The 18059-nt window shown below is 53.1% G+C and carries 21 protein-coding genes and 1 tRNA gene; 12 read left to right on the top strand and 10 right to left on the bottom strand.

The window, feature by feature from the left end:
- Positions 1-3: 3 nt before the first annotated feature.
- Positions 4-1428 (bottom strand): 3-isopropylmalate dehydratase large subunit, encoded by a 1425-nt coding sequence (gene leuC, locus NTE_RS10440; protein WP_148700960.1) that lies wholly within the window; start codon positions 1426-1428, stop codon positions 4-6.
- Positions 1429-1520: 92 nt separating this feature from the next.
- Between leuC and psmB the strand changes: the two genes are divergently transcribed.
- A complete protein-coding gene (psmB, locus tag NTE_RS10435; protein ID WP_148700959.1) occupies positions 1521-2180 on the top strand; it encodes an archaeal proteasome endopeptidase complex subunit beta in 660 nt (219 codons plus the stop codon).
- 26 nt (positions 2181-2206) lie between these two features.
- Here psmB and NTE_RS10430 read toward each other — a convergent pair whose 3' ends face one another.
- Positions 2207-3682: a gluzincin family metallopeptidase gene (locus NTE_RS10430; protein ID WP_148700958.1), complete on the bottom strand. Its 1476-nt coding sequence runs from the start codon at positions 3680-3682 to the stop codon at positions 2207-2209.
- 72 nt (positions 3683-3754) lie between these two features.
- Between NTE_RS10430 and NTE_RS10425 the strand changes: the two genes are divergently transcribed.
- The 4 genes from NTE_RS10425 to NTE_RS10410 all read left to right on the top strand — a co-directional run bounded on the left by NTE_RS10425 (position 3755) and on the right by NTE_RS10410 (position 6113).
- On the top strand, positions 3755-4108 hold the full coding sequence (locus NTE_RS10425; RefSeq protein WP_148700957.1) for a PH domain-containing protein: 354 nt from the start codon (positions 3755-3757) through the stop codon (positions 4106-4108).
- 103 nt (positions 4109-4211) lie between these two features.
- A complete protein-coding gene (locus NTE_RS10420) occupies positions 4212-4394 on the top strand; it encodes a DUF7336 domain-containing protein (protein WP_148700956.1) in 183 nt (60 codons plus the stop codon).
- A gap of 174 nt (positions 4395-4568) precedes the next feature.
- Positions 4569-4871: an Sso10a family chromatin protein gene (locus NTE_RS10415; protein ID WP_148700955.1), complete on the top strand. Its 303-nt coding sequence runs from the start codon at positions 4569-4571 to the stop codon at positions 4869-4871.
- Positions 4872-5600: 729 nt separating this feature from the next.
- Entirely contained in the window at positions 5601-6113 is a 513-nt protein-coding gene (locus NTE_RS10410; protein WP_148700954.1) for a hypothetical protein, read from the top strand.
- Positions 6114-6160: 47 nt separating this feature from the next.
- Here NTE_RS10410 and tes read toward each other — a convergent pair whose 3' ends face one another.
- Positions 6161-7864 carry a tetraether lipid synthase Tes gene (tes, locus tag NTE_RS10405; protein WP_193354069.1) on the bottom strand — a complete coding sequence of 568 codons (1704 nt, stop codon included), beginning with the start codon at positions 7862-7864 and terminating at the stop codon, positions 6161-6163.
- A gap of 166 nt (positions 7865-8030) precedes the next feature.
- On the opposite strand from tes, the gene NTE_RS10400 reads away from it, so the two are divergent.
- The 4 genes from NTE_RS10400 to NTE_RS10385 all read left to right on the top strand — a co-directional run bounded on the left by NTE_RS10400 (position 8031) and on the right by NTE_RS10385 (position 11035).
- Positions 8031-8822, top strand: a complete 792-nt coding sequence (locus NTE_RS10400; RefSeq protein WP_148700952.1) for a TrmB family transcriptional regulator — start codon at positions 8031-8033, stop codon at positions 8820-8822.
- 110 nt (positions 8823-8932) lie between these two features.
- Entirely contained in the window at positions 8933-9322 is a 390-nt protein-coding gene (locus NTE_RS10395; protein ID WP_148702130.1) for a metal-dependent transcriptional regulator, read from the top strand.
- Between the two features lie 181 nt (positions 9323-9503).
- Positions 9504-9980 carry a hypothetical protein gene (locus NTE_RS10390; protein WP_420835295.1) on the top strand — a complete coding sequence of 159 codons (477 nt, stop codon included), beginning with the start codon at positions 9504-9506 and terminating at the stop codon, positions 9978-9980.
- Entirely contained in the window at positions 9977-11035 is a 1059-nt protein-coding gene (locus tag NTE_RS10385) for an mRNA surveillance protein pelota (protein ID WP_148700951.1), read from the top strand. The genes NTE_RS10390 and NTE_RS10385 overlap by 4 nt, the downstream gene beginning before the upstream one ends.
- On the opposite strand, the gene cutA is transcribed toward NTE_RS10385, so the two are convergent.
- Positions 10988-11350, bottom strand: coding sequence for a divalent-cation tolerance protein CutA (cutA, locus tag NTE_RS10380; RefSeq protein ID WP_148700950.1), 363 nt, complete (start codon positions 11348-11350; stop codon positions 10988-10990). The two genes, NTE_RS10385 and cutA, sit on opposite strands and share 48 nt — an antisense overlap.
- Before the next feature lie 47 nt (positions 11351-11397).
- The gene (locus NTE_RS10375) at positions 11398-12570 is read right to left on the bottom strand and encodes a hypothetical protein (RefSeq protein WP_148700949.1); all 1173 of its coding nucleotides are present in this window, start codon (positions 12568-12570) and stop codon (positions 11398-11400) included.
- A 96-nt stretch (positions 12571-12666) separates the two neighbouring features.
- Between NTE_RS10375 and NTE_RS10370 the strand changes: the two genes are divergently transcribed.
- Together NTE_RS10370 and NTE_RS10365 are read left to right on the top strand one after the other, a co-directional pair.
- A complete protein-coding gene (locus NTE_RS10370; protein ID WP_148700948.1) occupies positions 12667-13755 on the top strand; it encodes a DUF354 domain-containing protein in 1089 nt (362 codons plus the stop codon).
- Between the two features lie 31 nt (positions 13756-13786).
- Positions 13787-13886 (top strand) — tRNA-Gln (locus NTE_RS10365).
- A gap of 101 nt (positions 13887-13987) precedes the next feature.
- On the opposite strand, the gene NTE_RS10360 is transcribed toward NTE_RS10365, so the two are convergent.
- Positions 13988-14173: a hypothetical protein gene (locus NTE_RS10360; protein WP_148700947.1), complete on the bottom strand. Its 186-nt coding sequence runs from the start codon at positions 14171-14173 to the stop codon at positions 13988-13990.
- 161 nt (positions 14174-14334) lie between these two features.
- Here NTE_RS10360 and NTE_RS10355 point away from each other — a divergent pair, with 161 nt between their 5' ends.
- The gene (locus NTE_RS10355; RefSeq protein ID WP_148702129.1) at positions 14335-15336 is read left to right on the top strand and encodes a 2-hydroxyacid dehydrogenase; all 1002 of its coding nucleotides are present in this window, start codon (positions 14335-14337) and stop codon (positions 15334-15336) included.
- Here NTE_RS10355 and NTE_RS10350 read toward each other — a convergent pair.
- Genes NTE_RS10350 through NTE_RS10335 form a run of 4 tightly spaced genes read right to left on the bottom strand, consistent with a single transcriptional unit; the run spans position 15333 to position 18019 of the window.
- On the bottom strand, positions 15333-15866 hold the full coding sequence (locus NTE_RS10350) for an acyltransferase (RefSeq protein ID WP_148700946.1): 534 nt from the start codon (positions 15864-15866) through the stop codon (positions 15333-15335). The genes NTE_RS10355 and NTE_RS10350 overlap by 4 nt on opposite strands.
- A gap of 4 nt (positions 15867-15870) precedes the next feature.
- Positions 15871-16143, bottom strand: coding sequence for a Trm112 family protein (locus tag NTE_RS10345; RefSeq protein WP_148700945.1), 273 nt, complete (start codon positions 16141-16143; stop codon positions 15871-15873).
- A gap of 5 nt (positions 16144-16148) precedes the next feature.
- Positions 16149-17108, bottom strand: coding sequence for a Gfo/Idh/MocA family protein (locus NTE_RS10340; protein ID WP_148700944.1), 960 nt, complete (start codon positions 17106-17108; stop codon positions 16149-16151).
- A complete protein-coding gene (locus NTE_RS10335) occupies positions 17102-18019 on the bottom strand; it encodes a branched-chain amino acid transaminase (protein WP_148700943.1) in 918 nt (305 codons plus the stop codon). Before NTE_RS10335 ends, NTE_RS10340 begins: the two co-directional genes overlap by 7 nt.
- Positions 18020-18059 lie beyond the last annotated feature (40 nt).

The raw sequence follows: 18059 nt of genomic DNA, 5'->3' as shown, positions 1-18059 counted from the left end.
CTGCTATAGCCACTCCCTGACATCTACGAAATGACCTGCAATTGCAGCCGCTGCGGCCATCACTGGGCTTACAAGGTGCGTCCGTCCTCCTGCCCCCTGCCTGCCCTCAAAGTTGCGGTTTGAGGTGCTTGCGCAGCGCTCGCCGGGTGCAAGGATGTCGGGGTTCATCCCAAGGCACATGCTGCATCCTGACTCGCGCCACTCAAAGCCGGCATCCTTGAATATTCTGTCAAGGCCGAGCTTCTCTGCCGATGCCTTTACCTGCTGCGAGCCGGGCACCACCATCGCCCTCACGCTTGGCGATACCTTGCGGCCCTTGACCACGACGGACGCTTCGACGAGGTCCTCAAGGCGCGAGTTGGTGCACGAGCCGACAAAGACGCGGTCAAGCTTGATGTCGGTCACCGGCGTTCCGGGAACAAGTGCCATGTACTCCAGCGCGCGGACGGCCGCCTTGCGCTCGTTTTCGTTTCCCTTGGCAAACTCGTCTGGAGAGGGCACGCTTTCGTTCACGCTCAACACCATCCCGGGGTTTGTGCCCCAGCTGACCTGCGGCGCAAGCGAGGCAGTGTCTATTGTAATAGATCTATCGAATTTTGCGTTCTCGTCTGTTCGCAACTCCTTCCAGTATTCCACTGCGCGCTCGTACTGCTCGCCCTTTGGCGCATAGCGCCTGTCCCTTACGTAGTCAAAAGTCGTTTCGTCGGGCGCGACAAGGCCAGCCCGCGCGCCGCCTTCGATTGACATGTTGCATATCGTCATCCTGTTTTCCATGGAAAGTTCCGATATTGCGTCGCCCCGGTATTCAAGAACGGAGCCGGTGCCGCCAGCGGTGCCGATTGTCCGTATGAGGTAGAGCACCATGTCTTTTGCAGTCACGGCGTGCTTGTTCTTTCGCCTGCCTTCAAAATTGACTGCAAAGGTCTTGGGCTTGTCCATCCACATCGTCTGCGTGGCAAGCACGTGCTCGACCTCGCTTGTCCCGATGCCAAGCGCAAACGCGCCAAATGCGCCGTGCGTAGACGTGTGGCTGTCGCCGCACACGATTGTAGTTCCGGGGATCGTAAGCCCAAGCTCTGGCCCTATCACGTGTACGATGCCCTGGTCGGGGCTGTGCATGTCAAATAATGTAATCCCAAATTCCCTGCAGTTGTCTGCAAGCGTGCGTATCTGCGTTGCAGATACCTGGTCGACTATGGGCAAAGAGCGCGCAGTTGTGGGTACGTTGTGGTCCATAGTCGCGTACGTGAGGTCTGGCCGGCGCACCTTGCGGTGGTTCATCCGGAGGCCGTCAAAGGCCTGAGGCGACGTAACTTCGTGTACGAGGTGGCGGTCAATGTAGAGCAAGGACGGTCCCCCTTCCTTCTCTTGGTGCACTACGTGGCTGTCCCAGATCTTTTCAAATATGGTCCTTGGTTGGCGGGCCAAGCGAGAGAGGAATTGGCGGCAGGGAAATATAAAACAACAAGTGAGCAGAGATAGTTTTAAATCAGGTTAGGCTACACTTGCAGCCATACTATATGCATCCTAAGGATAACCGTTACCCGGAGTATATCGCTGAGCAAATAAAGAAGGGTACGACCACGTGCGCCCTGACATGCAAGGACGGCGTGGTACTGGCGGCAGACACCAGGGCAAGCGCCGGCTTCTTTATCGCCGACAGGCACGTCATGAAGATACAAAAGGTCGACAACCACCTTGCAATGACGATTGCCGGCGGAGTAGCCGACGCGCAGAACTTGGTAGACACGATGCGCTACAACGCCAACATATTCAGGCTTGAAAACAAGGAGAACATACCTGTCAAATCCGCCGCAAGGCTCTGCTCAAACATACTGTTCAACAACCGCTACTTCCCCTACTATGTCCAGATAATCATGGCAGGATACACCAACGAGGAGGGCGGCAGGATATACAACATCGACCTGTTTGGCTCGCTCACCACGGAAAAGTTCATTTCCACCGGCTCTGGCTCGCCTGTTGCGTACGGCTACCTTGAACCCGAGTACAAGGAAGGCATGAGCGTAAACGATGCCTACAAGGTGGCGATGCAGGCGATCGCTGCGGCAATCCGCAGGAACGCCGGAACCGGCGACAACATCAACGTGGCCATCATCGACAAGGACGGCTACCGAGAGCTGTCAAAGGAACAAAAGGCCGCAGTGGGCGTCGTCTTTTAGACGGCTCTCCACTGCTTCTTTTCTTATCAGCCCTTGCCTGATGATGATGACGACGTTATTATTTCGTTCACGAACAGGCTTGCATCCATCTTTGAAAACGCAGGCAGCTCGATTTTTGCGCCGGGCCTCATGAACCGGCGTATCTCCTCGCCGGCTTCCTTCACCGTCCACCACTCCTCGCCAAACCTGTCTTGCAAGTGCTTTTCAAGCTCTGCCGCGCGGACTGCCGCGATTATGTAGCTTGGCACGTACATTATGGCGTCAGGCAGTATGTGGTGGAGCATCCAGTATTCGCCGGGAACGTCAAGCCCGACATACTCGCTCAGCAATTTCCCATACAGGTCGCTTGCCTGCCTTGTAGAGAGCTTTTTGCGCCAGAACTCGGCCTTCATTATCGAGTTTGCAGTGTAAAACGTGACGAAAAAGAGCTCCATGAAGTTGTTTCTCTGTGCAAGCTCGTCAAGCACTCGCTCATCAGTCACGCCAAGTGATTTCAAGTAGCGCCGGTTCTTTGTCAGGCGCTCCAGAAATATCGAGAATATCTCCGCAATCCCCATCGAAAACCCATAGCGGTCCCAGTAGTCCAAGGCAGGGTCGATAGACGTTGCGTGTGCCGCATGGCCCATCTCGTGGTAGCACCCCTGCAAGTCAAAGTACGGGCTTTCGCTCTTGTACAGGACCCGAATGTCGTTTGGCACCTGAACAAAAAAGCAGATGGGCGAGGGGTACTTGTCCTTGCGGTTCTCCGCGTCAATCTTTATGCGCGACAGGTCAAAGCCGAGGCCTTCAAGCGTCCTTTTGACTTGCGCGGTAGGGTCAATTCCGGAAAAGTGCTTTTCAAGGTCGGAGTAGACGCGGTTTCTAAAAAAGTAGAAATCGTCATAGTATTCGGCAGGCCGGCCAAGCACTTTATTTGAAACGCCCAAGAGGGCCTCCCGGAACGGCTTTTTGGCCTGCCGGCCCATCGACTTGACAAAGTCCATCAGCTGCGAGTACGTGAATTTCTCGTTTTCAAGGTAGCCTGCAAGCGGGTCAAGCTTCTTTTTGCTTGACGATTGCTTGGCGTACACGTCGGCTATTGCGTCAAAGCGCGCCTTTACCACCGGCGCGACAAACCGCGTCTTTTTTACAAACTCGTCAAAGACTGCCTTGCGCTTTTTTGAGTCTTTTTCGGCGCTGTTGTACTGGCGCCACGAGCTCCAGTTCACGGGTCTCCCGTTGAACCTGGCCTGCCTTGAAACAACCCGGGTGTTGCGCAGGTCGTAGAGTTTCAGCTCGAGCTTTTTGGTGGACGAGTCGGCCATGCTTTCAATCGACGACAGGTAAAGTTCCCGGGGCTCTTCGAAATTCTCAAGGAACAGCCTTGCGGCAAGCGACTTCATCTCTGCGAGCCGCTCTATTGCCTTTATGCTGTGCTTTAGGCCGGCGTACTGCCTGTAGCGCTCGTCGGACTCGGCGACATAGATCCGCTCGTCAAGCTGGCACCATTGCTCAAGGTTCATGCTGCTAACAGTCAGGCTTTTGATTTTAAAAATGTTATAACTTGGTCCAGCCGATGATAGACGCGCGTTTACTTGGTTTCTGTAACCGTCAGGGTGGAAGAAGACATGCTGGTGATAGAGCCAGCGGGCAGGCTGTCGAAATTTGCGTCGCTTGCAAGAAATGTAGAGGTCCCACTTGCCTGCATAAAAGAGGTAAGCATCGAAAGAGCAGAGATAAAGGGCTTGAAGACGGGCGGCACCGCGCTACCGCCGCACTTTGCAGGCCGCTTTTACGATTTCAAGACGGGCAGGATCTTTTACGCGCTTTCAGACAGGGACAAGTGCGTCACACTCAGGCTGGAAGGCGCAAAATACGATGAGATAATCGTGCAAGTGGATGACAAGGAAAGGGTTGCAGAAATGGTGAAAAGGGCAGTCGCAGGGTGAGATCCGCGTACAAGATTTTTCATCCAAAAAACGTTCAGACTAATAATCTTGCCAATTTATCAATCAAAGCAAGCTTTAACGAGAGGCGGGCAGAAGACACACAATGGAAAAAACCATGAAACTCTGGGTGATATACTTGACAACGCCGTATGGCAAAGCGACTGAAATCTTTGGAGTATTTGATTCCAAAGACAAGGCTGAACGAGCGAGGGCAAATGCAAGCAGCAGGGGTCACGGGGGTGCCAGGATAGTAGAGAGGCTGCTTAATTCCGAGACATTAAGATGATAATAACAACACACAGCAGCCCAAGCTAGGCAAATGCTACACACGCGCACACAAGTTAAAAATAATAATATAGAGTCTGCCATTGACTGTACCAAGGTAGCGAATTAAGGCCAAGCCCTGCACGTTATCGCATAATTTCGCGACCCTTTTAAAATATTATTCCCTATAACTTTTATGAAAAATAGAAGCAGATTGGACATAGCTGCAACAATTTTAGACATTGCCCAAGACGGCGCAATAAAAACTAGAATAATGTACGAAGCGTTCCTGTCTTTTCCGCAGGTAAAGGAATACCTTGGACTTTTGCAAGCAAATGGCGCATTAGAATACGCCCCAGACGAAAACAAATACTACACCACACCGAGAGGCAGAAGCTTCTTGTTAGGTTACAAAGAGATAGGACGGCTGCTCTCGCCAAAATCAAGCAGGTTGGCACTGTCTAGGCTTGGAATGGAAGAGACAGCAGTCAGCGGATGAATATATGCGTCCACAATACGTCAGATTATTTTTTTATTTCTGCAAAAGAGCTAGCGGGATCAGATAACTGCACATTCATTCATCAGAGGCGAGGAGGACAAGAGTACCAAACTTGGAACTACCTGTACTCGATACTTTTTCATAAGAAGTGCTAACCGGTCTACAAAATCAGAAAGATCCTCATCCGAAGGGTCAGAATGTCGGATTGCAGATACATTGACGCCAAACGACCAGAGATACGCATAGAGACGGTCACGTGTCCTGTGGTCATGCATGACGAGTTTTTGTTGATGCGCAGATTTATTTTAATTCTCTGGAAGTTGGCTCTCTAATTGTATTTTTTATCTTATAACAGCTATCGATCTTTGAGTAATTTCATAATTCTGTCTATTTATGTTCAAAATTTAAACTAGCGAATTTGCTCGTGCCCCTGCTTGCCTTTTCCTGTCTATGCCGAACCTGGCCGTATATATATATATACTGCCTATACGAAAATACTAGTAGAAACAATAGCTATTTTTACGCTTGAAAATACTTTTCTTTCAGCCGTTCGGACATAAGCATATAACAAAGATATAGGAATATTACCCATGTTAGCGTCGCTCAAGACTAGAAAGAGTCGGAGGTGCGAGTAACATTCTCGCAAAACACGGTTCGCACGGTTTTGCCACCCGCCAATCCTTTTATTCTCAGAACGACATACATAGATCATCAGGCGCTAGCAGAGAGATGTCTACAAACATCGCAAAGGCCGCAAGCGTCACCATAGTTCTTTTTACCGCCCTCACTCTCACCCATGCTGCGTTTGTTGACTATCGCACCTCCGCAGGCGGTGGCGACAAGTCACTTGGGCAGATGCCATACCTGCAGAACCGCAAGTTTGGCGTGGAAATGTCGTCGCTCTCGTTTGGACGGGATTCGTGGCGCGGGCAGGTGCGCCAAAAGTGGACCGAATGCGGACTGTGCTGCGGCGTGTACGAGTTGCTTGTCAGGATGAAGGGCGGGCCGACCAGGGCCAGGTTGCTTGCGCTCCTTGCGGCAGTGCCAAAGAACAAGCTCCAGCTTGCAAACGAGTCAGGAATTGACTGGAAGGCGGTAGACAGGCATGTCGAAAGAATGCTTGAATTTGGACTTGTACAGGCTGTCGCGACTGCAGGCACTTGCACGATGTATGCAATCACGGAAAAAGGCTCGCGTGCGCTGGCGCTTGTAGACTGCAGCAATAGTTGTTTTAAAGATTAGATAGATAGAAAGAAAGTAAAAAGAGAGAAAAGAAGAGAAAGGTGCGCTTACGCGCCGGCCATGTTGTTGCGCAGCTCGACGCCCTTGTGGTCGTCGTTTGCCATCGCAGCTTCCCTGTGCATCTCAGAGAGGGCGCAGCCCATCTGTGCCTCTGGCTTGCCGCGCCTCATCAGTCCGCGGTAAAGGCCTGCTTCGAGCGTCTGGCCGTGCGCCTGCTCCCATTCTTCCACAGGGATGGAGTATTTCTTCTGTATTCTGTCCCTGTACCATTCTGGGATGACGTTAAAGGCGCAGAATGGGATGATTCTCAGGTCGGGTGTCAGGTAGTGTATGTCGCACCTCTGGAGCCTTTCAAGGTCCTCGTTGTACTTGTCCTGGAAGTGCATCATGCCAAGGAAGAGCGACCTTACGTGCCAGTTGCCGACCGAGTCAAAGTTGCGCTTTAGCAGTATGCTGGAGAACATCTTGGCCAGGTCGAGGCCGTGCGGCTGCTTGTCCTTGTCGACGAACGTCTTGAGCTTGCGGACGACTTCGAGCATTGTCCAGTAGCGGTTTGCGCCGGACCTGATCTCGTCGGCCTTTTCTTCAAAGTATTCGAGGACGCCCTTGATGTCGACAAACGCGGTCAGTGGCGTAAGCTTCCTTGTCTGTGTGTCTTCAAAGACATAGGTGCCTGCTCCGCATGCAAAGTGTATCGACAGTTCGTACTTGGGCTTCTTGCTGAACGCCTCGATGATGTTTGTCATTGGCATGCACGACGGGACAGGGAACCATGCGTCCTTGCTTATCTCGCCGTTTGTCTGCTCCTCGATCCTTTCAATGCAGTCAGGAATCGTGATGCGGTATTTCTCGCGCTCTTTCTTGCCCATCCTGCCTGTCAGCGACACCGGCTGGAAGTTCACTGCGTGCACGACATCCATGTGCTTTTGCGCGTAGCGGATGATTCCGCCCAGCTCGTGGTCGTTGATCGACTTTATCACTGTAGGAACGAATACGACTGTCATGCCGCACTTGCGTGCGGATTCCAGAGTGTAGGGGATCTCCCAGTGGTTCTTGGGGTTGGTCCTCGGCGTCACGCCGTCGAACGAGAGGTATAGGTTGCTCACACCCGAGTTTCTCACCTGGCGCATCGTCTCTGGAGACATGGCCAGCTTGATGCCGTTGGTGTTGAGTTGCACGTGGTCGACGCCCTCTTCCTTCATTATCTTGATAAGTTCAGTGATATCGTCACGGAGCATCGGCTCTCCGCCTGTGATCTGGATAGAGTTGCCTGCGATTGGCTTTTCAGCCTTGAGCGTCTTCATCATGGCCCTCACCTGCTCGTGGTTTGGCTCATAGAGGTAGGCTCCTTCGAGGCCCTTTTTGACGTAAAAGAAGCAGTACCAGCATGTCAGGTCGCACCTGTTGGTGATTATCATGTTGGAAAGGCCAGAGTGTGAAAGGTGGTTTGTGCAAAGGCCGCAGTTGTTCGGGCAAGCGCATTTGTCAATCATGACGTTAGGAGCGTGTGCACCCTTGCCGTCCATCCAGTAGGTGCTGAACTTCTTGTACATTTCATAAGAGCCAAAGTACAGTTCCTCCGTTTCGCCGTGCGTTGGGCAGGTCTTGCTCATGAAAACCTTGCCTTCCCTTTCAAAGACTTCTGCGTCCAGAATCATATTGCAGTCCGGGCAGATGCTCTGTGTAAACCTGATCGTTTTTCTCGCAGCAACATTCTTGCTGGACATATTGCTAATGTGAATTAGCTCCATACTACTTTCTTAGCGGAAAAGCTCCAGATTTAATATATAAAGATAACGTGCTGATTACTAAGGTGAATGGTGTATAGCCAAAATCGCCGTTTTTGCCTGCCAATCTCAACGATTGTTGCCGCTGCTGGAACGTAAATATATAACGGCGTAATAAAGCGATCTGGATTTGAGCATTTCCGACAGGTCGCGGAAAGCGATGGAGGACCTTGGCATGACCGGCTACGAAATACGCGTCTACACTTCGCTGCTTGAAGCCGGCGCCATGACTGCGGCCGACATCAGCAAAAAGTCAGGAGTCCCATATTCCAAGATCTACGAGGTATTGAACAGCCTTGAAGACAAGGGCTGGCTCGAATCAGACAGCTCGCGTCCGCAAAAGTTCTTCCCCAAGTCGCCATCCACAGCCCTTGAGGCCATGAGGATGAGGAGCGAGAACAGTTTTCGCGAGAGTCAGGCAGCTATTGTAAACGAACTGATGCCCATCTACACGAAAAGCGGCATCAAGGAGAAGCCCGAGATCTGGGTCGTAAGGGGCGTATACAACATCGCTGCCAAGGTAAGCGAGATAGTGGAAAACTGCCAGCAGGAGTTGCTCGTGGCGCTGCCAAGCGTCGCGCAGGACGTCGCCAAGCCCATGCAGCCGGTGCTCCGCACGCTTTACGAGCGGGGCGTAAAGATAAACGTGCTTGCGTCTGAAGACACGAGCGCCGACATTGTAAGGGCGCTGTCAAGGGTGGCAGAGGTAAAGCTAAAGAACGGCATGTTTGGCGGAGGGGTTATCGGCGACGGCAAGCACGTCATGATACTGCTTGGCGAAGGCATGATAGAAAACGGCATGATAGACCCGATAGCGATATGGGCTGACCACGCGGCGCTTGCGGGCTTTGCCAAGGACTACTTCCACTACCTGTGGGCCGACGCCAAGGCGCAGCAGAAAAAAGCTAACAGTAACAGATAAGTTAATAGTCATCTTGAGCCAAGCTAGCCGCACCCGTGGAGTCCCTAAAGTCGCGCAAATCCGACGACGAAGAGCTCTTTATCGGCACTGCCGAGTCAGAGCACGTCGAGATGTACCTGAAAGCAATATGGTACATCAGGGAAAAGGGCGAGGAAGTCAAGGTAAGTTCTATTGCAAAACTGCTCAACGTCACCCAGCCTTCTGTGGTCCAGATGCTGCGCAAGCTCAATGACCTAGACCTCGTGCACTACACCAAGGGCAGCGTCGAATTGACAAGCGAAGGCGACAGGATCGGCAAGCAGATGATACGCAACACGCGCCTGCTTGAAGTCCTCATGAAGGACGCACTGAAAATAGAGATAGACGAAGAGATGGTCTGCGGGATAGAACATCACATGAAGAACATCTTTACCGACGCCCTGTGCACGCTTTTGAAGCACCCCAGAAAGTGCCCCCACGGCCACAACATACCAAGGGGCCGCTGCTGTTCTTCTTCCTAGATCGTTTTTATGCCCTCTGTTACAACAATTGTGCGGATGGACAGACGCAGGCAGTGACAGGACTAGCCCTACTGATTTTACTATAAAAAGTGAGGAGGATCTTGAGTAAGGAGCCTGCTGCCCATCCACCTTAAAATTTCTCACAAGCTTGATAAATGACTAGATAGATTTCATAATTGCATTGGTCCAGATAGAAACTACGTGTTCTCTAGAGAGTTTCCGGAAATTCATCATAATAAGTACCTGCCGATCGTTCATACCAGAAAGCTATATGCGCGACTTTGAAGTATTCCCAGAACGCGAGGAGGGACCCGGCGCAATATACATCGAGGCGGCCGACAAGGTCACGCTGAAAAAGATCCGCGAGATGACCTTTGTCAACGCAAAAGAGATCCTCGGCATCATATATTCGTCAAAGTCAGGCAACACACAGCTAAAGTGGAGGCAGACGCGCAGGCGCACGGGCAAGGTGCAGGGCAACGCATCGCCAAACGCGCTAGTCAACCTGGTTGAAGCAGGCGTCCTTACGCAGGAATGGGTTGACCAGTACATCCACGCGCAGGCTCCAAGTGGCGATAAAACAACTACCGCTGCCGCAACAGCAGCGACAACAACAGAAGAAGAAGGACAGGAAAATACTACTGCGCCGCCAGCATGATTGTAAAGCAGAGCGACCATTCTGCAAACGCGCTCCTAGTCATCCCGGAGGACGCTGACGACCTCTTTACGCTCAGGCGCGTGATTGCGCCCGGCGACTATGCAATTGCAGACACGACGCGGGTCGTCAAGCAGGAAAGCGACTATGGCAGGCCAGACAGGGGCGAGCGCATCAAGGTTCGGCTAACGATACGGGTCGACAGAATAGAGCTGGACGCGTCGGTGGACCGGCTGCGCATCTCTGGCACGATAACTCACACCAGCAACGAGCTCGTATCAAAGGGGGTGCACCACGCGCTTTCGGTGCAGGCCGGCGACATTTTGACCATAGACAAGGGCCGCAAGTGGCAGGACGTGGAGCTGAAACTGCTAAAGAGGTCGGGCGACGGCTCGTCGTTTATACTGGTGGCAATCGACACGCAGGAGGCGGCAGTCGCAAAGGTCACGGGAACGCATGTGAAGATAATACCAAACATCTATTCTGGCCAGCAGGGCAAGCGCTACCCGACAAAAAATCCAAGCCTCGACTCGTTTTTTGCAGATACCGCCAAGACTGTCGGTTCCGTTCTTTCAGAAGGCGACAGGATAATCGTCTTTGGGCCCGGCGAGACCCGCAGGCGCTTTTACAACGCCCTTGACAGAAACGGCCTGCCAAAAGAGCGCGCGCAGGTGGTAGACGGCGTCGACGTTGCCGGCGAGGACGGCGTTTTCGTGTTTTTGCGGTCGCCGGCCATGAAGGACGCCATGAGCGCAAGCAAGCTTGCCACCGTGTCGGCAATGCTTGACCAAGTGATGCTCATGGTCAACAGGGGCGAAAACAAGTATGCAGTCGGCCTCAAGGACATCACAGAAGCCGCAAACATCAAGGCGATAGAGGCCATCATATTTTCAGACTCGGTCTTCAAGACTGCGGAGGAGGATGCGGTGGTAAAACTGCTCAACTCTGTTGAAAGCTATGGCGCAAGGACGTACGCGGTCGACTCGTCAACGGACATTGGCCTGCGCGTCTCATTGCTTGGCGGAATGGTTGCGCTTCTTCGCTACGCGATGCGCTGACCCTGCATCGGCAAGCCATGAGAGGTACGGCTTGGACACGTCGCTCATCTTTATCTCCACTATCTCTGGCACGTCGTACGGGTGCACCCGGGCAAGCTCTTGCTTGAGCGCCTTTGCGGAACCCTTGGCGACCTTGAAAAAGGCGATGTACTCGGGCTGGTCTTCCAACTTGCCCTTCCAGGAGTAGATGGAGCGGATCTTGGCAAAGTTGACGCAGGCGCACAGGCCCTTTTCGACCAGCTTTTTTCCGATCTCGGCGGCCGACTCTTCTGTTGAAAACGTCGAAATGACGATTACTGCCTTGGCCTTGCTCATTTCTCTTTCCCTCTTTTCCCCATTTTTCGCGATACAAGCCGAAGTATTTATTCCTGCGTCAGGGTCTCGCAGAGCGGGTTTGCCTTTATCACGATAAAGTCGTCGCTCTGACGGTTCTTTGAAACGACCTTGTCAAAGTCGGCCTTGGAGCACGTGATGACGACCGTGGTCTTGTCTGTGTGGTAGAGGTCAAACGTGGGCCCCTGGTGGCGCTCCACGTCTCCGATGTAGTCGCGCACCTTGGTTTCAAGTGACGACAGCAGGTCTATTTTGTCGCCCCTCATCTCGTGCGGGTCAAGAGTCCAGGCTATTGCGACCTTGGTCCTGCTTGCCTTCAAGTCGCGCTTTTTCAGGGTGCCACGCACCTGGTCTATCAGGTGCTTTGTGTAGCCTTCTATCCCGCGGATGCTGCCATTGACAAGGTACATGAGCGGGCCGGCGCCGTCAAGCGATGAGCCGATGATGCGCAGGTCGTACAGGCCGGAAGTCACGTCGTCGATGTACAGGTCTGAAAACGTGCCGTGCATCAATTCGTTGGCGGGCAGGCTGCCGTCCGTGGCCTTTTTGCACACTTCAAGGATGCTTGCCATGCCGGAATAGTGTGAAAGCGCGCGTATGATGTGAGAGAGTTCTGCAGAGTAAATGTCGACAAAACTTACCTTCTTTTTGCCGTCCGTGTCGTACAGCATCTTGGCGAGGTTGTTGTCCTGCTTTGACTTGGCAGAGCCAACCAGCACCTCAGCGCCGGATGCAATGGGGCTTGAAGGCATGTAATAGTACGAAACGTCCTGGTCGGCGGCCATCCCCGTCACGTGCTCTATGAGCGCAATGTTTTCGTTGTTGCCCCCGATCCCGGACGGCAGCATGTAGACCACTGACGAGCCTTTCTTGAGCGCCTTGACTGCGTCTTTGAATTTTGTCGCCACGTCGGCCTTGACGTCTGTGCCTATCTTGCGTACCCGGGGCGCAAAGAACAGGTACGACGCGTTTCCTATCGCCACGTCCATCGGCTCAAGCCCAAGGAGCGGCTCGTCTTCGACAAGCGAGCTGACGTTTGGGTACGTGCGGGCAATGTCTGCCTTGAGCGATATGGCGTTGCGAAGCGACTCATCAATCAGCGAGACCTTGGCGCCTTTTATCGCCATGGCAGAGGCTATCCTGTACCCCTCTGTACTAAGGCCGTACACGGCCACCGTCGGCAACACCGATCCCGCACTCAAGCTATAGACTGAGCTCCCCCGAGCAACGCGCCATATACGCGTTGCCATCAGTTAAAGAAAAGGTTTTTCACCGGCACAGGCTGCAACTTGCAGCGCTTGAGGATCTGGTTTGATGTCCTGACTCCAAAGCAGGTGATGTTCTTCAAAGACGCAGTAAAGTCCCTGCAAGAAAAAGGGCACGAAGTCCTTTGCACGTCACGCGACTACCGTGAGGCAGTCGAGCTTGCAAGGATAAAGGGATTGGACCTGAAACTGGTTGGAAGGCACGGCGGGCCCGAAAGGTACGGCAAGCTGGCGGCAAGCGCGGAGCGCATGCGCGCACTTGCAGACGTCATCAGCGGGTTTGCGCCCGATGCCGCAGTCACGTTTTCGTCACCCGAAGGCGCAAGGGTCGCGTTCGGCCTTGGCGTCCGGCATATTGGCTTTAACGATTCGCCGCACGCGGAGGCGGTGGCAAAGCTGACCGTGCCTCTCATGAGCAGGCTCTTGTGTCCGTGGGTGATACCGTACTCGTCGTGGACCGGCTTTGGCATTTCAAGGAAAGACATTTCGCGCTACCATGCTCTGGACCCGGCGGCCTGGCTCAAAGATGATAATGATGACAGTAGCAGTTCTGCGCACATGGTCGAGCCTGACAAAAAAGAAGGGAACAAGACGGTGGTGCTCATCAGGCTTGAGGAGAGCAAGGCGTCATACATTGCCGATAAAAAGCTGGCAAGCACGGCCCTTGTGGATGCTGTTGTAGACGAGCTGGCACAACGCGCAGACATTGTGATGCTGTGCAGGTACAGCGACCAGATAGAAGAGGCAAAGGCAAGGTACGGAAACAGCGCAAGGATAATCGAAAGCGTAGTTGACGGCGTCTCGCTAATAAAGTCTACAGACTTGTTCATAGGAGCCGGCGGGACCATGAGCGCCGAAGCCGCGCTCTTGGGTGTCCCGACGATATCCATAGCGCCAGTCAGGTACCACGTAGAGGACTATCTTGTAAGGTCAGGCTTGGTGGCAAGGACCCGAAACCCCGGTGCGCTTGCAAAGCTTGCCAGCAGGATGCTTGCAGGCGAGAAATTCCGCAAGGCGCAAAAGAAAAGAGCAGAGCGCGCCCTTGCTTCGATGGAAAACCCGACCAAAAAGATGCTTGCGGCAATACTGCTGAAGCAAAATAATGATCATCATAAATTATAAGGACCCAAAAGAAAATGGAACTACGCCCGGAAGCCCGGTGGAGGGAACATATACACGCTCCCGCCGAATGTAGTGGCCAAGCATAGGGGCCTTTGGAGCCCTTGACCCCAGTTCGAATCTGGGCCGGGCTACTACTTTTCACATCCTTTGTGTAAAGACCGAAATCAACGCGTACAAGAAAAAATCGCTGCAAGATAGGCAAAGAGACTTGCAGAAAAACTAGGCGTACATCCTATATCCCTTTTGTCTCTAAATTACGTACGAGCGCATGAAGGTCGTCGTTTACAGCGTCCAGTTTTTTGGATATGTCCTTGAGTATTTTGTTGTTTTCTACAATGACATCGTGCATAAGGCGCATCGAGTGCATATGCGCTTCAAGAACAGCAGCGATGGTGTCTGCCTTGCTTGATTTTGGCATAAATTCTTAGACTAAATGTCACATTCAAGAAATAAATGATTTATGTGCGCCAAGTATTCGCCTTCAGATAGTGACGTGCATACAGTCCCGCGCCAATAGATAATATAACTAACACAGTTAGCGTGTGCTTTCACCCTAAAATTCATAACATATTGGCCGCAATGGCACACGTGGGAAACAACAAGGTTTACATCACAAGGAAGCTTCCCGGACCCGCTCTGGAAATGCTTCAGGAATTTGACGTGACGCTGCACAAGAGACAAGAACCGCCCACAAGAAAAGAGATCTTGAAAAACGTCGCCGGCAAGGATGCCATTCTCTGTATGCTTTCAGACAAGATAGACAAAGAGGTCATGGACGCAGCGGGTCCGCAGCTAAAGATAATCAGCTCGTACAGCACCGGCTTTGAGCACATCGACGTAGCAGAGGCTACAAAGCGGGGCATCTATGTCACGTACACATCAGACATCCTTGCAGAAGCGACTGCCGACATCACCTTTGCGCTCATTCTTGCCTGCGCGCGCAATGTCGTTGCAGGCGACAGGATGGTCAGGCAGAAAAAGTGGAAGGTAGGGTGGATGCCTGACCTGCTCCTCGGCCAGAACGTGCACGGTGCCACCATCGGCATCGTCGGCCTTGGCAAGATAGGCTCTGCAGTAGCGCGGCGCGCAAGAGGCTTTGGCATGGAGATACTGTACCATAGCCGCAGGCGCAACGAAGCGGCCGAGCAAGAGCTTGGCGCCAGGTACGCCGACCTTGACTATTTGCTGGCGCAAAGCGACTTTGTCACTATACACACCACTTTAAACGACGCAAGCAGACACCTTGTCAACAGCGAGCGCCTGCAAAAGATGAAGAGGACCGCATTTTTTATAAACACAGCAAGGGGCGCAGTGGTAAACGAGCGAGACCTTGCCGCCGCCTTGAAAAAAGGCATCATAGCCGGCGCGGGCCTTGACGTGTTTGAAAAAGAGCCGCTGGGAGGAAAAAGCCCGCTCCTTGCCATGAAAAACGTCGTGCTTTTACCGCACATTGGAAGCGCCGACCGCATGACAAGGTCCAAGATGGCCGAAGTTGCCGCAAAGAGCATCCTTGACGTCCTTGCGGAAGGAAAAGAGCCGGACCCAAAATTTTTGGTGAACCCGCCGGCCAAGCGGCGCTAGGAAGAAGGAGAAGGAGACCCTTCTTCCCATTCTTTCTTTTTGTGGTCGTAATCCTGCCGCGTGTACGCTATTCTTGCAGGAACGCCCATCACCACCGTCTCGGCAGGCACGTCCCTTGTCACTACAGAGCCCATCGCCACCACGCTGTTCTTGCCTATTCGCACGCCCGGCCTCACGACAGAGCGGGCGCCGATTATTGCGCCATCCTCCACTATCACGCCAATCATCTTGGGGCTCATGGGGTAAGGGTCGTTTGTAAAGGTCGCGCCGGGGCCAATAAAGACGTCGTTTCCAATCACGGTAAGCGGTGGGATGTATACCATGCCTTCAATCTTGACGTTGTTTCCAATCTTTACTCCATAGTCGACGTGGGCAAGGGAGCCTATCTTGACGTTGTCGCCTACGACTGTCTTGGCGCCAACGTACGCAAAGTGCCATATCCTGGTGTTCTTGCCTATTTTCGCACTCTTGTCAACCTGGTTTCTCACGCCAGCGACGTTTCTGTAGATTTTTTTCTTGGCCTTGGCCATATTTCTATAGATGCCACGGGTTTCCTTGCCTTAAAATTTTCTCGGGGATCTTGGCCTGCCACCTCTGCAAAAAGCCCACATCGCGCTCTTTGTTGCGCAACTCGTCCGGCAGCATGACGGGTATCTCTTCCATTATGGGGTAGTACCGCCCGCACTTGGCGCAGGCAAGCACGCCTTCCCTTATTTCGCCGTCGCCGGCGACCTCGATCTCGAAAAGCTCCAGAGGATAGTGCCTGTCTATCGGGCACTGCAGTATGTCAAGCATCGAGCGCTTCATTTTTCTTATTTCAGATCCAGGTATATTGGAGAGCCAGTCTCGCTTGATAAAAGCGCTGCTTCTGCCACCTTGGTGACGTTTGTGGCGTCCCTTGCAGAGACGGCCGAGTTCTCTTTGCCCTGCACTGCCGCGATAAAGCTCTTCAGTTCAAGCGTCAGCGGCTCTTGAAACGGCAACCTTGGCGCGACCGTCTCGCCGGCGTTGTCTATCTTGATCTCCTGAGAGATAAAGTTGCCCGAGATTATCCCGTCTGTGCAGACCGCGCTGAACGTGCGCACCTTCTTTGGCGTGAGCCAGTTCACAGAGATGATTGCGACTCTCTGGTTTGCAAAGCCCAGCATGAGGGTGGCAAAGTCTTCAAACTCGTGCACGTGCCTGCCAGCCCTCGCAAAGACGACGTTTGGCCTTGCGTCAAAGAGGAACATCGCCGTGTCGATGTCGTGGACCGCGGTGTCAAATATGATGCCCACGTCCTTTATCTTTGGAGGCATACGGTTTTCGCGGTGGAACTCTAGCATGAGAAGGTCGCCGCACTTTTTGTCAGCTATCATCTTTTTTGTCTCGCTCACCGCAGGGTTAAAGCGCTCGATATAGCCGCACGTAAGCGTGACGCGCTTTTTCCTGGCTAGTTCCGTCATCTCGTCGCATTCTTGCGATGAAAACGAGAGGGGCTTTTCCACGAACGCGTGCAGGCCCTGGTCGATGACCTTCTTGGCGACTGCCGAGTGCGTCCTGGTCGGCGTGCAGACGAGGCAGGCGTCAAGGCGCTCCTTCTCAAGCATCTCGTCCACCGACGAATACGGCGCCGCATTGTGCTTGGAAGCTATCTCCTTAGCCCTGGCAGCGTCAAAATCGCACACGGCGCCAAGGACTCCAAGCTCCCCAAGGACGCGGGCGTGGTTCTTGCCCCACCCCCCAACGCCTATTACTGCGATTTTTGAATTGCTACTATTGTTCTCTACCATACAGGTGTTAACCAGCCCGCGTACTCTTTAACGCCACCGGTTACAACCTTCTCATATGTTTGTCTTATGCTCTTTGACACGGGCCCTTCCTTGCCCGTGCCTATTGCGTGGCCGTCAACGCTTGTGACGGGAACAATTTCGGCTGCAGTCCCGGTGAGAAAGATCTCGTCGGCCATGTAAAGCTCTGCCCTCGGTATGGGGCGCTCGATGACAGAGTATCCCATGCCCCTGGCGATGGTGATGGCAGACTCGCGCGTGATGCCTTCAAGGGCAGAATCTGCAAAGTACGGCGTATAGATCTTGTCTTTTCGTACGACAAAGATGTTTTCGCCGGAAGCTTCGCTTACGTTGCCGGCGATGTCAAGCAGTATCGACTCGTCGTAGCCATCACGCCTGCATTCCTGCGTGGCAAGCACCGAGTTCAGGTAGTTGCCTGCCGCCTTGGCAAGCGGGGGCGTCGTCTGGTCGCTTATGCGCCTCCACGACGAGACGCGGACCTTGAGGCCATCGCCCTTGAAGTATTTTGCAAACGGGAATGCGACTATGATGGTATGGGTGGGCGAGTCTTTGGTGACGTTGAGGTCGATTCCGTGCAGACCCACGAACGTAAGCGGCCGTATGTATACAGATTCTCTCATCCTGTTCTTTTTCAACAGCTCGACAGTTGCATCGCTCAACTCTTCTGCCGAGTGCTTGAGGGTAAGGGAGTAGACGTTTGCCGAGCGGTGGAGGCGCTCCATGTGCTCCTGCAGGCGAAAGACAAACACGTTGTCATTGGAGCTGTAGCCGCGGATGCCCTCAAAGACGGCCGTGCCATAGTGCAACGCGTGCGTAAAGACTGGGACCTTGGCGTCTTCCCACTTGACAAACTTGCCGTCAAACCATATGAACTCGCCGCCCTTTTCCTTCATTTCTTACTTGGCGATTTCTTGGTGGCTTATAAAAATCCTA

The sequence above is a fragment of the Candidatus Nitrososphaera evergladensis SR1 genome (assembly GCF_000730285.1).
Classification (GTDB): Archaea; Thermoproteota; Nitrososphaeria; order Nitrososphaerales; family Nitrososphaeraceae; genus Nitrososphaera; species Nitrososphaera evergladensis.
Note: the sequence above shows the minus strand (reverse complement) of the source record. Positions and strands in the feature narration are given on the sequence as shown.